At 39.9% G+C, this 15,707-nt stretch carries 14 protein-coding genes and 1 pseudogene; 6 read left to right on the top strand and 9 right to left on the bottom strand.

What is annotated here, in order from left to right; all coding sequences use genetic code 11:
- Positions 1-10: 10 nt before the first annotated feature.
- Positions 11-286 (top strand): annotated as a pseudogene (locus N9I19_RS06685) (endonuclease); the annotation flags it as partial.
- A 314-nt stretch (positions 287-600) separates the two neighbouring features.
- Positions 601-1,968, top strand: coding sequence for an amino acid permease (locus N9I19_RS06680; RefSeq protein ID WP_284469371.1), 1,368 nt, complete (start codon positions 601-603; stop codon positions 1,966-1,968).
- Between the two features lie 51 nt (positions 1,969-2,019).
- Here N9I19_RS06680 and N9I19_RS06675 read toward each other — a convergent pair whose 3' ends face one another.
- Positions 2,020-2,883, bottom strand: a complete 864-nt coding sequence (locus N9I19_RS06675; RefSeq protein ID WP_317777317.1) for a DUF4349 domain-containing protein — start codon at positions 2,881-2,883, stop codon at positions 2,020-2,022.
- 310 nt (positions 2,884-3,193) lie between these two features.
- Between N9I19_RS06675 and N9I19_RS06670 the strand changes: the two genes are divergently transcribed.
- Together N9I19_RS06670 and N9I19_RS06665 are read left to right on the top strand one after the other, a co-directional pair.
- The gene (locus tag N9I19_RS06670; protein WP_317777316.1) at positions 3,194-4,300 is read left to right on the top strand and encodes a GerAB/ArcD/ProY family transporter; all 1,107 of its coding nucleotides are present in this window, start codon (positions 3,194-3,196) and stop codon (positions 4,298-4,300) included.
- Between the two features lie 77 nt (positions 4,301-4,377).
- Entirely contained in the window at positions 4,378-5,616 is a 1,239-nt protein-coding gene (locus tag N9I19_RS06665) for a Ger(x)C family spore germination protein (protein ID WP_317777315.1), read from the top strand.
- Positions 5,617-5,848: 232 nt separating this feature from the next.
- On the opposite strand, the gene N9I19_RS06660 is transcribed toward N9I19_RS06665, so the two are convergent.
- From N9I19_RS06660 to N9I19_RS06640, 5 genes are all read right to left on the bottom strand, one after another.
- Entirely contained in the window at positions 5,849-6,016 is a 168-nt protein-coding gene (locus N9I19_RS06660) for a YciI family protein (RefSeq protein ID WP_317777314.1), read from the bottom strand.
- 39 nt (positions 6,017-6,055) lie between these two features.
- A complete protein-coding gene (locus tag N9I19_RS06655; protein ID WP_289319445.1) occupies positions 6,056-6,289 on the bottom strand; it encodes a hypothetical protein in 234 nt (77 codons plus the stop codon).
- 193 nt (positions 6,290-6,482) lie between these two features.
- Positions 6,483-8,078: a spore germination protein gene (locus tag N9I19_RS06650; protein ID WP_317777313.1), complete on the bottom strand. Its 1,596-nt coding sequence runs from the start codon at positions 8,076-8,078 to the stop codon at positions 6,483-6,485.
- Positions 8,079-8,880: 802 nt separating this feature from the next.
- On the bottom strand, positions 8,881-9,717 hold the full coding sequence (locus N9I19_RS06645) for a GNAT family N-acetyltransferase (RefSeq protein WP_317777312.1): 837 nt from the start codon (positions 9,715-9,717) through the stop codon (positions 8,881-8,883).
- Between the two features lie 392 nt (positions 9,718-10,109).
- Positions 10,110-10,271 (bottom strand): YvrJ family protein, encoded by a 162-nt coding sequence (locus N9I19_RS06640; protein ID WP_081092540.1) that lies wholly within the window; start codon positions 10,269-10,271, stop codon positions 10,110-10,112.
- A gap of 156 nt (positions 10,272-10,427) precedes the next feature.
- Here N9I19_RS06640 and N9I19_RS06635 point away from each other — a divergent pair, with 156 nt between their 5' ends.
- Positions 10,428-11,051: a sigma-70 family RNA polymerase sigma factor gene (locus tag N9I19_RS06635; protein ID WP_061465403.1), complete on the top strand. Its 624-nt coding sequence runs from the start codon at positions 10,428-10,430 to the stop codon at positions 11,049-11,051.
- A complete protein-coding gene (locus N9I19_RS06630) occupies positions 11,044-11,262 on the top strand; it encodes a hypothetical protein (RefSeq protein ID WP_089361833.1) in 219 nt (72 codons plus the stop codon). Before N9I19_RS06635 ends, N9I19_RS06630 begins: the two co-directional genes overlap by 8 nt.
- 52 nt (positions 11,263-11,314) lie before the next feature.
- Here the strand turns inward: N9I19_RS06630 and N9I19_RS06625 are convergent, their stop codons facing one another.
- The 3 genes from N9I19_RS06625 to N9I19_RS06615 form a co-directional block, all read right to left on the bottom strand.
- A complete protein-coding gene (locus N9I19_RS06625) occupies positions 11,315-13,684 on the bottom strand; it encodes a penicillin acylase family protein (protein WP_317777311.1) in 2,370 nt (789 codons plus the stop codon).
- 429 nt (positions 13,685-14,113) lie between these two features.
- On the bottom strand, positions 14,114-14,551 hold the full coding sequence (locus N9I19_RS06620; RefSeq protein WP_317777310.1) for a hypothetical protein: 438 nt from the start codon (positions 14,549-14,551) through the stop codon (positions 14,114-14,116).
- A gap of 262 nt (positions 14,552-14,813) precedes the next feature.
- Complete coding sequence (locus N9I19_RS06615; RefSeq protein WP_317777309.1) at positions 14,814-15,677, bottom strand: STAS domain-containing protein; 864 nt, start codon at positions 15,675-15,677, stop codon at positions 14,814-14,816.
- Positions 15,678-15,707: the final 30 nt, after the last annotated feature.

Below are 15,707 nucleotides of genomic sequence, written 5' to 3'. Positions count from 1 at the left end.
CGTGAATTGAATGAACAGTGAAATTGCTCGAATGCTGTTTTATATGGCCGTTTATTACGGTGAAAGTGGTGAAATTGATTTAGAACTAAATAATCAAGTGAGCAGCTTCACCAATCCCTATCATGGAAAGTTGGCGGTCCTGCTGGAATGGAACGAACAGGACCCAGCAGATACTTTTGAACGAAAAGAAATCGAAATGAAATCATTTATAATAAAAATTACTATGATCGATAATCGCAACCCTTTCATAGATCACCCGGAATTGGCCCTCAGCCACCTGTCATGATTAAACGAAAAAGCCGTTCCTTTTTATGGGACAGCTTTTTCTTATTTAAAAGTCTAAATTTTTAGAAAAATCACATAATTATATTTTATTTAAATAGCAATCTATTTTAATATTATAAAAATTACAACTTTTTTTATATTGCTAACACCTTTTATAGTAAGCGTTTTCATTTTTATACTTTACAAACTTTCTATTAAAATATATTATTTAGTTGTAATATTATGTGAAAAATCAATAAATAATATGTATTCAGCTCTACTAGTGATAAAATGCTAGATAGAGAAAATTAAACTCCAAAAGAAAAGGGGAAACTTATGCAAAACTCCAAAGAATCTCAACTGCATAGAGGTTTGGAAGAAAGACATATCGCATTAATGTCTCTTGGCGCAGCAATTGGAGTCGGTTTATTTCTCGGATCGGCATCTGCGATTAAATTAGCTGGCCCAGCCATTATTATTTCTTATGCTATCGGCGGGCTTATGATCTATCTTATCATGCGGGCACTAGGGGAAATGGCGATCAAAAATCCAGTCGCAGGCTCTTTCAGTCGCTATGCAAGTGAATTTGTCGGTCCTCTTGCCGGATATATAACCGGTTGGAATTACTGGTTCGTTTGGATTGCCACCTGTATGGCTGAAATTACGGCAGTCGGAATCTATATGCAATTTTGGTTCCCTGGGACTCCACAATGGGCTTGGGCGTTAGCCGCACTTGCCATCATGACAACGATTAACTTTCTTGCTGTAAAAGCTTACGGTGAATTGGAGTTTTGGTTCGCCTTAGTTAAAATAGTTACAATCATCCTTATGATCGTTCTTGGCTTCGGGATGATTATCTTTGGACTGGGGAACGGCGGAATCGCGGTTGGATTCGGTAACCTAGTTGAACATGGTGGATTTTTCCCTAATGGAATATCCGGTGTCATCCTCTCTTTCCAAATGGTCATGTTCGCCTATTTGGGAATTGAAATGCTCGGTGTAACCGCAGGTGAAGTCAAAAATCCAGAAAAATCTTTAAAAAGAGCCATCGATACCGTCTTTTATCGAATTTTACTTTTTTACGTTTTAGCTCTTACAGTCATTCTATCGATTACTCCGTGGGATCAAATGAATGGAAAAGACAGCCCATTCGTTATGATGTTTGATAAAATCGGTATACCAGGCGCAGCAGGAATCATTCAGTTTGTCGTACTGACAGCGGCCCTTTCATCTTGTAACAGCGGGATCTTCAGTACAGGAAGAATGTTATTCAACCTAGCGCAGCAAGGTGAATCACCTAAAAGTTTCGAACGTACTACAAAGTCAGGCGTTCCTGGCGTTGCCATTATCGTTTCAGCTGTAGTTCTACTTTTCGGTGTTTACCTTAACTACATGGAAGCCGAGAAAGTTTTCAGTTACGTTACAAGTGTCGCCACATTTGGTGCACTCTGGACATGGGGAACCATACTTGTCACACAGATCATCTCTAGACGGAAAATGAGTCCGGGAGAAAAACAAGGCTTAGCTTACAAGATGCCACTTTTCCCATTCACTTCTTATTTCACTCTAGCCTTTTTAGTATTCGTAATGGTTATACTCGGTTTTTCTGCAGATACAAGAATTGCTCTTATCGTTGGTCCAATCTGGATCGTCCTGTTGGTAGTCCTGTATTATGTGACCGGATTGAATAAACGAAAAGGATAAATGCAAGAGGGTGCCCAAAACGAATTTGGGCACCCTCTTTTTTTCTGCCTTTTACCTTTTACCCCTTCTTTTCATCGCCCAATGTACCACCGCACCAGCTCCGCCTAAAACAATGAGGATCGGCAAGTTTCCTATTATAAAAACAATGATCCCTGAGCCCGCTTTAAGTAATAAATTCGCACTTGTTGCAAGTTGTTTCTTCGTTCTCTCCCATGTATCCAGTTTTGCATTATCAATACCCGGTACCACGATCCGTTCCTGTGATAACGTGATTGTAACCGTCGAATATGAGGTCTGGTTTTCAAGATACTTCATTTGACCGGTCAGCTGCTCGATTTCTTCTTGAACCGCGGCAAGATCGGATGATATTTTCAGCAAATCTTCCGTCTTCTTAGCGTCCTGCATGAATGCAAGTAACCTCTCTTCCACAGCCCGCTTTGACTTCAGTCTTGCTTTTAAATCTACATATTGCTCCGTTACATCCTGGCCTGTCACGTTCCTTCCGACCACTTCTGAAGCCTGCCCCTCGGTAACGACAAGAAAGTCCTGAAAACGAGCTTCCGGAATCCGGACTGTGATCGTACCTTCTACCCTCTCTTCATCTTCCCTGTATACATTGGACTCTACAATATAGCCGCCGTATTCGTTCGCCTTTCTTTCAATCTTCATTTGTGTTTTTTCTAGATTTTTCACTTTCAACTGAAGCTGTGCTTGGTGGATGACCATCCTATCATTTGTTGCCGCCTCTTTTTCCGCCTTCTTATCAGAAGCCTGTTCCCCTGATAAAGAGGAGTCCATTTTACTTTCCGCTTTTTCTTCCTGTGACTTCGGTAAGGATTCTTCTTTATCATTACTACTACATGCCCCCAGGAAAAGAAACAAGCTGAAAATTAGTATCACTTTTTTTCGATTCATCGGTATTCCTCCTTCTCTTAACATTACCGACGAATAATTTGGAAGAAAGTTACACTTTCGGATAAAAGGTGGCGTTACAAAACATCCAAATTATGTATAAAGATGGATGGTATATCGACTATAGAGAATTAGCTAAAAGTGGATTAGTTCCGGTTGTCTGAGGCTCAAATGAAGATGTATTGGCCCACAAGAAATTCTAAAGAATTTTGAAAGCCTAGATGTATCAACGCTTTCTAAAAGGCAAGAGTTTATTCTAACAATACAAAGGCAACAATAAGAATTATAATCAGCGATGGGAAGTCGGGATATAGTGGAAAATTTCAAAATTAGCACTCGACAATTTGCAATAATAGTTATTCTATTTTCTGTAGGTACGACCATCTTGGTGATTCCTGGAATCATGGCTCAAGAGGTAAAACAAGATGCTTGGATTGCAGCTGTATTCGGTATAGGCATAGGTTTATTGCTGGTGGCTTTATATATCGCCGTAGGCAGGATGTTCCCTACTATGACACTGGTAGAAATCAATGAAACAATTTTTGGCAAATGGTTAGGTAAGGCAGTCTCTCTTTCGTTTGTTTTATTTTCACTTTACTCAACGTCAGAATTATTGCTTTATGTTGGGAACTTCTTAACTACACAGATTATGCCTGATACACCAATTGAAGCGATCATTATTCTTTTCGCATGCATCTTAATAATGGGAATTCGACTTGGTCTTGAAACATTGGCTCGTTCTGCAGAATTGTTATTTCCTATCTTTGTTTTTTTATTCATAATTCTAGTGGTTTCAATATTATTACCTCCTGTTCAATATAAGTTTGAAAATATACAACCGGTATTTGAAGCAGGAATAAAACCGATGATTCATGCTGTTTTTCTTTTTACAGGTTTTTTTTCTTTGCCATTGATTGTTTTATTAATGATTTTTCCTGTTTCAGTGAATCAACAAAAAGCTGCAGAAAAAGCCTTTTTTATCGGAGTACTAATCGCCGGAATCTGTTTACTCATCATAATCGCTTTAACTATTATAGTTTTAGGTGCAGATGCTAGTGCCAGAAACACGTATCCAAGTTATATTTTGGCCAGAAAAATAAACGTTGGCGATTTTTTCCAAAGGATTGAAGCAATAATGGCTATAATGTGGATTATCTCGATTTATTATAAAATGAGTTTTTACTTTTACGCTTCTGTTATAGGTCTTGCACATACATTTAATATGAAGAATTACCGGCCGCTTACGCTACCTTTAGGGATGGTCTTGGTTTCGCTTTCAGTACTTATACATCCCAATGTGGCCCATTCAATCAAATTTGATAAAGAAATTTGGCCCCTATATGTTTCAACGTACGGACTTGTTTTTCCTATTCTCTTATTAACAGTCAATGCATTCCGAAAAAAAATACATCAAAAGTAAAAAACGTTTCTTTACTTCAGATTTTTAGAGTATAGATATTCTACATAACTATATTCTTCTCGGCTGAACCCCTATAAATGAATAGAGCGAAAGGAGTCTCGTCTATGAAACGGAGCTATACCCTGTTTATCATGCTAATCGTATTCCTGTTATTCACTACAGGTTGCTGGAACCGTCGTGAATTGAATGAACTAGCTATTGCGCTGGCAATAGGGCTAGATAGTACAAAGGATGATCAATTTCTCTTAACCGCCCAAGTGGTAAATCCAGGAGAATTAGCTACGGGAAAAAGCGGTGGAAGTTCCGGTGCATCACCAACAGTCATCTATCAGGCGAAAGGGAAAACTGTCTTTGAGGCTTTCCGCAAAATGACCAAGGAATCCCCAAGAAAAATATATCCCTCACATCTTCGAATCCTCGTGATTGGTGAGTCATTAGCGAAAAAAGGAATTGGTAAACCGTTAGATCTTCTCACAAGGGACTGGGAACTGCGATCCGATTTTTATATCGTCGTAGCTAAGGGAATGAGAGCAGAAGAGATCCTGAAGGTGCCCACTTCTTTAGAAAAAATCCCTGCAAATCAGATATTTGATGCCCTGGAAGTCTCAGCAACTGCATGGTCAGCGACAAGTTTCGTTAAGTTAGACGATCTGGTCGCCGATATTGTAAGTGATGGAAAACAACCGGTGTTAACAGGAATCCAAGCAGATATAAAAGGAGACAAAAAAACTTCTTTAAGCAAACAGAATATAGAAATGATTGATCCCCCCGCTCGTTTGCATTTTCAAAAATTAGCGGTATTTAAATATGATAAATTAGTTGGCTGGTTAGATGAGAATCAAAGCAAAACGTATAACGTCATTACAAACAAGGAGAAAAGTACTGTTGTGAATTTACCGTGTCCTAAAGGTGGAAAAGCTGTGTATGAAGTGAAAAGGTCAAACACGGAAATGAAAGGTAAGATAAAGAATGGAAAACCTGAGATTGATCTAAATATTCATGTGGAAGGCAATTTAGGTGAAGTCGAATGTCATATTGATTTGACAAAACCAGAAACGATTGAAAAATTGGAGGAAATTTATGAAAAAGGAGCGCAGGAGTCGTTCAAAAAGGCAATAAAAGAGGTACAGAAAAATGAAAAAGTAGACATTTTTGGATTTGGTGAGGCGATTCATCGAGCTGATCCTAAAGCCTGGAAAAAACTAAAAAAAGATTGGGATAAAAGTTTTGAGAACTTGCCTGTAAATATAAATGTAGAAGGAGAAATACGGCACGTAGGTACGGTTGGTAATTCCTTTTTAGAAAAGATCAAGTAATTGGTTTGCTTTATCAAGAAATGGGGTTACGTTGTGTTTCATGAAAGCCTTTAGGAATCTATTTGCACATGGCCCCTAATTGGTATACCACACAAAGGAATAAACCAAGGATTTTCCCATCATCTAGCGGAAAAGAAAAGGAACTGTCTCCAGCTCCCGTTTTGAAGGCCTCATTACTCCGAATCACACTGATTCATTTCTTTTAGCCATTCGTTATTAAATTGACCAATTTTTAATTCATGTCTACATTATGATCGACTTGTGGATCATAATGTAGACATGAATGCGCTTCTTCAAGTGTTTCTGTAAAGTAGCCTGAACCATCCATGAAAGGTCCGCTTTCGAAATCTTTCCCTTTCTGATCAAGTTCGTTTAGATACTCGATATGAATCGGACACACTTGCTTATTTTTCCATTTTAAACATCTTTTGTTCTTTTTTCACTTCAATACTTTCTCAATCATGTCAGAAAGCGGTTTATAAATAGCTGTAACCCAATCTAGTGGATTGGGAACCTTGATATTCAGTGCTTGGGCAACGCTTAACGCGGTTCCGAATAGTAGAATAATGGAGAATATCCATAGTTCCTTTTTTAATTTTTTCCTCAAAAGATAAGGAACATCAATCGCGATAATCCCAGCGACGATGACAAGGATTCCTGCAACACCCGCCACTATTAACTACTCCTTTCTCTAATTGCTTTATAACAGAATGGGATACCGTACGGTCATATCTTTGTATCAACCTTACATCAACATTGTTTATTTCCAATCCAACTTATACCACTTGGTAGCTTTTGACTTCATCCAATCTGAATAGAAGCATTTTGTGTATTTTGATGCCCATTACATAACTTTGGTTTCAATCTTATATGTTATTCCGCGGCGGTTTCGGTGCTGTCGAAACTTGTTCGCGTTTATTGTTTTTCTGGTTGATTAAACGGGGGCGAGAAAACATCCCCCCTCTAGGTACCCGAATAAACGTATCCTTAATGTCTTCACTGATAAAAGGAGCAAAAGGACTCATATAGGGAACCCCAAAGGAACGCAAGCTGCACATGTGAAGAACAATTGCGATGAACCCAACGATTAACCCGAATATGCCAAAAGAAGCGGCAAGCGCCATCATCGGGAAACGGAGCATTCGAATCGACATGGACATGGTAAAAGCAGGAAGCACAAAGCTTGAAATAGCCGTGATTGCAACAACAATTACCATGGCAGCCGATACGATTCCAGCATCTACTGCCGCTGTTCCTATCACCAGTGTCCCTACAATTGAAATAGCTTGTCCTATAGCTTTTGGCATTCGTAAACCAGCTTCCCGCAAGATTTCAAACGCCCCTTCCATCATGAGGGCTTCAATGAATGCAGGAAAGGGAACTCCTTCTCGTTGAGAGGCTAGACCGATCAGCAGTCGGGTTGGTAACATTTCCTGGTGGTACGTGGTGATAGCGATATATAGGGATGGTCCTAGTAGAGCAATAAAAATAGTAAAAAAACGAAGAAAACGAATCAGGGTGCTAATATCTGCACGCTGATAATAATCTTCCGCAGCCTGAATAAAGGAGATGAATAGTGCAGGAACGACTAGAACAATCGGCGTTCCGTCCACTAGTATGGCAACTTTCCCTTCCAAAAGCTCGGCGGCAATCACATCAGGGCGTTCCGAATAATATATAGTCGGGAAGGGACTGAACGTTTCATCTTGAATCAATTCCTCAATATACCCACTTTCCAGGATTCCATCGATATCGATTCGATTCAGACGCTTATGCACTTCTTCGACGACTTTGTCATTCACAATTCCATCGATATACATGATCGCTACTTCGGTTTTGGTCAATTCTCCAATTTTTTTCGATTCCAACCAAAGTCGGGGGGTTTTTATTTTTCTGCGGATTAACGCCGTATTGGTCCGCAAGTTCTCAGTAAAACCTTCCTTTGGCCCACGAACGACGCTTTCCGTGGTGGATTCCGTTACACCACGGTCTTTTCCACCACGCATACCGATTGTAAACCCTTGTGGATATCCATCCAATAAGAGAATAACATCCCCTGATAACAGGGAAGTAAATAAAGAATTGAATTCCGTAACATCCTGTATGTCTCCAACCGAAAGGATGCGATCTTTCAATACTTGTAAAACGTTCTGTTGAGACGATATCATTTGCTCCTGATCAGGATGGATATCTAACATGAGTGATTCCATGATAAAATTCTGAATGGCATTAGTGTCCACCAATCCATCCGTATAAAAAATACATGCTTTAACGATTCGCCCTTTGCCAATTTGTATTTCTCTAATCACGATATCGCCGCTATTTCCAAGCTGTTGCTTAACATATTGAATGTTTCCTTGAAGGCTTGTTTTTAACAAGTCTTTGTTTGTTTCCTTATTTTGATCGTCTTTGGATGAGGAGAGGTTAATGCTGTTTTTTCTTTTTTTCTTAAATAAACTCATACATTTTATCCCTCTCTCAGTTTTTTTCTTCTTTAGAAGGTAGAGTTATTAGATAAATTATTGAGAAAAGATTTGGTTCTTAAAAGCACTTGTAATTTTATATTTTCTCTACTATGTATTTGCTAATTCATGATGGTCATGTTTATGGAGGTTATATGTACAGTTTTTAATGTTGTTAATATCACTCATAAGTCGTTCTATATTAAAACTGCCAATGGTGTCATTAGCTAACTTCTTTATATAAATAATCTGGACTATCAGCCATGAGGATTCACGGACGAGCTAAGATTCTTTTTATTTTTATGATTTTCCACTAAATGTTCACTATTTGAAGTAAATTCTGTTTCCGAATACAGGGTTTGCTCTCTTTTTTCACTATCCGGCTGCATGCATTGTTCATTTTTTTAACAGTCCAAGTTTATCGTGTTAACGAATGAATTGTTCAATGTCTTCGCTATTATCATGCCTATTTTCCAATTTTTAATACTTTTCTACAAAAAAGGTGTTTATATAGCTACGTCTATGTCATTAATAGAAAAAAGAGCGTCCCTTTGTATTATGGAACGCTCTCTTTTATAGTTTCACGAGTAAACTCTCTTAACTCACCGGTAAATCCTAATTAATTATTGATATTGGTAATCCTGCCTTCAATTTCTGCAGTGATTTTTCCGCCTTTGAAGGTTTCTTTCACGTAGTTAACGAAAGCTTCTAGATTTGAACCACTCATTTCTGACCTGCCAGTTATAAGTGAATAATATCAGCATTCCTATCCCCCAAAAACTCTTTTTCGTTAATATCCCATTTAGCGCTGCAGCCCTTTATATTGATAATAATCCTGTCTTTGAATCGTTTTGAATCCACAAGATTCATAGAGTCTTAAAGCATGCTCATTAGTCGCCTCGACTTCGAGAAAAATATCATATCCAAGCTGGCATTGTTCAGCTACCACCTTTTTCAATACCTTTCTGCCAAGTCCTTTTCCCTGGTATTCCGGTAAAATGGAAAATCCATAAATCCATGCTTCCCTACCTGACTGATCAACACGAATTTTACCGACAGGACAGCCATCCTTTTCAATCATCATGGTTTTCAGGGTATCCTCGTGCAGGATGCGCTGATAATAATCCCTCGCCTCTTTTTCCGTAAATTGAAAACACTGAATATCCAGCTGAATTTCCGTTTCCTCATCCTCTCTCCGTGAAGGGCGAACGACTGCATCCTCATAATCATCAAGCTCCGTTCCAGACCATTTCATTTGAAACTCAGAAAAAGAGAACTCACATGGCAGCTGTTTCAAAAACCCTGTCCCTGAATGTGATTGAGCAGGCGAGTTCAAGATGATCGACTTAAAGTTGCGCTCCATGGCACTCCTTATAGCGTCGTCCAACAGCTTTGTAAAAATTCCTTGCCTCCGAAATTCAGGATGTACCATCCCACACATCTCCACTTTATTTCCAAAATCGTAAAGACCAAGAAAACCAACAAGTTTTAATCCATCATAGTGAAGAAAATCATTCTTATTCACACCATTTCGACTGCGAAGTGTCTCCCAGTTCAGCTTTAATGTAAAATCTTCCCGCTCACATTCCTGCTGTAGAATCCGAATATCTTCTAGCTGTTTCTCATTCAAAATTCCCACCCCTTTTCCATACTATCAGTTTATTACCAAAAAAAAATAAAAGCAGCATCCTTTTACATGGATGCCGCATACTTTCCATAAGTTTTCTACGAATGTTGTTTTTTTAAAAGTATTTTCACTTTAATCCATAAAACTAAGATCGTATGAGGGGAGGATTTCCTATCTAATTCCATTGACGGATGAATTATTGTAGTAAAATGATTCCAATTGACGATTATTTTTTACCCATTTTGTGCTATATTCCAAATAATGGTCTGTGATTTTTTTATTTGACTTTAAAGGAGGGATTCATTGGTGAAATAGTACCTATTTCTTTATACCCGAATTCCGGACCCTTTTTAGAATAGAATCCGAAATTCGGTTTTTACTACCTAGCACATTACGTCCTGAGGTTATCGTTTCGTTTTATGAGCGGACTTTTTTAAGTTCTCTACGTCCGTTGTCAGTTCTTTTAATTGTTTACCGAAGCGGAAGAGCAAAAACATAGAAACGACGAATGGATAGCCAAATTCGCTAACTAATGACACCCACACAGTAGCATCCTCAATCATCATCCTCTTCACCCCTTTTCATGTATCTGATATCTAAAGTGAAACTTGTTTAAAAAAATCAATCTAGCACTATTGGTTTATGGATAAAGGAACAAACGTTCCTATATAATTGATTTATTCCCCTTGTCTATCACTTTATTAAATAAAGGAGGGATAGCAATGAACCAGTTAACTTCTCATTTTTTTTCTCATTCATTGGAGTTTCTGCAACAACAGTACTCATCTTTCTTTGAACAACCGATCATTCAAGTATTTTTACAGAACCCAGAGCATTTAAAGATTTTTACCGAAACTCTTGATTCCCCTTCTTCACATAACATTTGTCATCTCAACGAGACCTTCAAAATTTTCTATTACCGGGCTAAAGTATACAAATACATGTGCTCCTTGATTTACTTTTTCTCCGTTGATTTTGATAAAAGGGCACGGAAGCAGCGGGAACGCTATCGAATGGTACTTGATGCGACACCAAAGGATACTTTCGGAATGATCGATCGAATCGGCACTTTGGACGTTCAACTTGAAAAGATGGGGGAAACGAATGAGCTCTCTTCACACATAAGTGATGAAGAGATGATAAAAGCCTTGAAGAAGTTAACAGCCAAACAAAGTCTAGTACTGACCATGATCTTTTCCTATGGCCTATCCAACAAGGAAATAGCTGCCTATTTTCATGAATCTCCCCAGAATATCTCAAGCATTCGTAAACAAGCTCTCAAAAAACTTCGAAAGCACTATATGGATGAGGTATATAATAGAAAGGAGAAAAGCCATTGTGGATAAAAAACTATCAAAAGAAGAATTGATGAATCTAATCGATTCTTTGAATCCTAAAATAAAAAAATCGTTAAAAAACACCAACTATCAAGACCGGAATGATCTGGAACAAGAGATTAAACTCAAGATCATTGAGTCATATGAAAAAATCGTTTCAATCGAGGCCCCTAATTTTGAGGAGTTCCTTGCAGAATTCCTGACTAAGCAAAAACAATGAAAAAGTACTAAGTCCAGCATGCATGCTGGACTTGGTATTTTTTTGCTGAATATCAGTATAATGGATTCAATGTCAGCTTATCACCTTTTGGATCATCCAATACCGTTTTGTGATAAGTACCTTCTGCCCAATCATCAAGCTGATCGTGGTACCACTCGCTTTTTACGTTACCTGATTGCCCAGGCCCAACGAGGTGATATCCCTTATTCATGTCGGATAGGTCAATGACAAATCTCCAGGAGCCACCATGATTAACGGTTCCGTTATCTAAAAATGCCGCTGCCTGTACGGTTACACTGCTACCGCCGACCGGCAATCCGCCGCCGCTATTAAATAAATAATTTAACGGGGCGACACTTCCTAAAGGATGGTTGAACCTTACCTGATGATAGTCTCCCCATTCCCATTCAGCTATATCGTCACCTTGTGATTCTTCCAGTTCCATTAACGTCTCCTGTAACGACTTGGCGAGTACCTGCTCCAGTCCGCCTGCCTCTTCAATCCAAGGACCCGGCTTACCGCCCAATGCCCGCCTTAGTAGTTCATCAACGGCCGAACGCCTTCCATTAAAGAGGTTGAGCGTTTCTTCCGTTATTTCTTCTGTAAGCAAAACTTCCCCTATTTTTTTCATCCATACATTAAAAATCATCGGTGCTGCTTCATCAACGGAATCAATATGATTCCATTTCTCCAGAATCCTTAGTGCCTTGTCTTCCTGTATTCCCGATGGACCTTTCAGTACCTCTATAAATTGAGGGACAAACTCCTTAGCCTGCAGATTCATCTGATCCATCTGCAAGGTTTGCATATCTTCTGCAGTAAGCTTTTTATTCGCTTTTAAAAACTCCTGTATCCTCATCTGACGGTACGGCTGTGCCCAGTTATTGCTGATATGGTAAGGATAATCATCTGAGATGACTTTATTATTCGCTGTCGAAATGAATCCCTCTTCCGGATTGACCGTTTTTGGAAGTTCATCAAATGGAATGTAGCCTTTCCACTCATATTCATCCGTCCAGCCAGGTACAGGCAGCATACTATCGCCTTTTTTACGGATAGGGATTTTCCCATTCGCCTTAAAGGCAATGGTCCCATCGACTGAGGCAAAGACGAAATTCTGTGCCGGCGTTTCGAATTTCAAAAGGGCCTTTTCGAAGTCTTTCCAGTTTTCCGCTTTATTCATATTAAGTACCGCTTCAAGCTCTGCGGATGGATCAAGTGCCGTCCACCTTAATGCAAGGACTGTGTCTTTTCCGCTTTTCCCGGCAAAGTCGGAGACAACCGGTCCATGACGGGTAACCGTCACTTTATAGTCAAGTGTCTTACCATCCTTAACCTTGATCGGTTCGTTTAAGATGTGAGCTTTGTCCCATTTATCTTTGAAGGCGAATTCTTTCTCGTTTTCCGGGTGTCTCTTCTCAATATACAGATCCTGGACATCCGGGCCTGTATTCGTCACACCCCAAGCGACCTTTTCGTTATGACCGAGAATGATACCCGGAATCCCGGCAAAAGTAACACCGCTCACATTGACTGTCGGGGCCTCCAAATGCATTTGGTACCAAACGGACGGTGTAGCTAACCCCAGATGGGGATCATCCGCCAATAACGGCTGCCCGGAATCCGTTTTCTTGCCAGATACGGCCCAGTTGTTGCTGCCGTTGAATTCATTAGGAACAACGGCCCCGGCGAAGCTTTTTTCAATATCCAGTTCTTCCTTGCTGATGATATATGGTGCGCCCTCTGGATAATCCGGGAATAGATCATACGCTTTTTCCTTTGGGAAGGTTTGCAGCAAATACTGTCTAAACGCCTGATCTTCCCAGTTCCCGCCTAAATCAAAGGCCATATACTTACCGATGGTGAGCGAATCGACGGGTGTCCACGGTTCTGGTTCGTATCCAAGTAAAGTGAACTCGGTCGGCCATTTCCCATTCTCCTTCAATTCATCGATATATAAATTTACCCCTTCTGCAAACACATCCAAGGCTTCTTTACCGTCGCTTGTATATACTGCATAAGACGCTTCAGCTGCCCGCCTTAGCCCAAGTGTGCGGAAATATTTATCATTTTTGACGGTTTTCTCACCAATCACTTCACTCAATCTTCCTGACGCCTGACGCCTGCTTAAATCCATTTGAAATAAACGGTCCTGTGCTTGGATATACCCTTGGGCTAAATATAAATCATGTTCATTCGCTGCGTTGATATGCGGGACCCCGCTGGAATCCCTCACAACTGTTACTTGTTTCAAAAGGCCTGGAAGCGAAATTTCCCCCTTTGTTTCCGGCAAGGACCTTGAAAGAAATACATTTGCTGCAATCAAGACAGACAGCAAAAGTAAAATCAGGATTGCAAGACTCCATAGCACCCGCTTTTTCCACTTCCGTTTTGGTTTTTGCTGAGGTACGGCAACTTCCATCGATTCATCTCACTCCCCCCTTAAAACTCTCTTACTATCTACTTAAGATATTCCGCGTCCCCACCCGCCTTTCCTACCAACTTCCTAACATTCCCTCTGTTTATTTCCGGAAGGGAGAAAGGTGCAAGGACGGTTGTTCCCGCTCAGGGTCGGACCTTCCGCTAAAGGTCGAATTGTTACGGCTCAAGGACGGATTATTCCGCGCAAGGACGAATTGTCCCCTCTCAAGGACGAATTATTCTGCGCAAGGTAGAATTTTTCCGCGCAAGGTCGAATTTTTCTGCGCAGGGACGGATTATTCCGCGCAGGGACGAATTGTTCCCACTCAAGGTCGGATTATTCTGCGCAAGGACGAATTGTTTCCGCGAAATTCGATAAACATTGTCAAATACAAAAACACCGATACAATGTATCGATGTTCAGGGGATGTTAGCTATTAGCAATTATGTATTCAATCACCTTATCTGGATCATCCGTATAAAAAAGGGCCTTATCGAAGTCATGGGCTGCCTTCGTCTCAGCTTCCATGTATTCAACCGGGGATAGGAAACCAAAGAGCCTCTTCCATTTATGATTTTTCTCCAGAAGTTTTCTTTCCCTTTTTATATCCTCTGGAATGAATTTATTAATGATATAACATGGGTCAGAAAATGTATCAGCATTAAAACGCTCGTTCAAGGTTCGCAATTTTTCCCGATCCCACTCCACCCTTATTAAGTCAGATATGACCGACACATTTTGGACTGATTCAAGGATGCGTTTCGACAAAACATCATATTCTTCATCCTCCAACCCATTATCCGTCATGATCCCCACACAATACCATTTTTCATTCGGATCAAGTTCTTCATTTTTCTTGAAAAACACTCTTCATCCACCTTCCTTTCGGGCTTTACATGTCCTATCTCTTTTTCTTGTATGCTTTTCGTATTCACGTTTTTCCCATTCATTATCTAAATGAATAAAGCAACATGTCCGTATTCACGCCATTTCACTATATCATGGAGATATATCCATTTGACGAAAAATGAAGAAAGATGCTGGTATGGTTGCCACCATTCACCAAACTTCTTGCGTTTAGGAAACTTCATGACATACAAAAAAAGATACCCTGAAGAGGATACCTCCATCATACTGGCTGAAGGGCCAGCCCTCTTTGTTTAAGCAGATATTCCAGTGCCTGCCTGAACGATAGAAAAGCTTTTACCTGATTAGACAAATCAAGTTTGACAATCTCTTTCACCACATCAGGGGCAAAACCGACAAACATCGTTTCCGTTCCCATCAACGCCAGTGCCCCCACTAATTGATCCAGCAGTGTGAGCATATTGCTTTCCTTCGTAAAGGTAATGCCGGAGAAATCCATAATCAATACTTCCGCATGCAGGTCTGCACATTTTTGCAGTACCGTCGATTGCATCGACTCCATTCTCCAATCATCAATGCGCCCGATCAATGGTAAGAGCAGCACATCCTTTAAAACGGTCTGAACAATCGGAGTGGCCAATTCTTCCATGACTTCCTGGTTTTCTTTTATTTTCTGCAAAGAATCGTTTGCCACTTTTGCCATTTCTTTATAATGATTCACATAACTTATGCTCACACAGTGTATGAATTGATCCAGTATTGCATCAATTATCGAGCTTGCCTTTAGCAAAATTTCAATGGAGTAGTAGCGGTTGCTTACTTCTTCTTCAATGAAACTCCAGAAAAGGTTACGCACCAGCTGAGCTTCCTCAATATTTTTATTTAAAGGGATTCCCATGTCCACGACGCGCTTTCCTATTTCCATACCCGTTATTTTCATACTTTCCATCGCTTGTGCCTTACCGTGAATCAAGGCATCTGCATGAATTTGAATTAGTTGCGACCTTACCTCTTTACTGGTTTCAAAATCATAGAGTGGGCCCTCTTCTTCAAACAACTCGATATGCTCCACTAAGATATATTTGAATTTTTCGATTTTTTCACCGATCATTCTTAATTCTTCCATGTAGACCTCCCACACAGGGCTTTTATCACA

This window comes from Peribacillus sp. CSMR9, assembly GCF_033141925.1.
GTDB classification, from domain to species: domain Bacteria; phylum Bacillota; class Bacilli; order Bacillales; family DSM-1321; genus Peribacillus; species Peribacillus simplex_A.
Note: the sequence above shows the minus strand (reverse complement) of the source record. Positions and strands in the feature narration are given on the sequence as shown.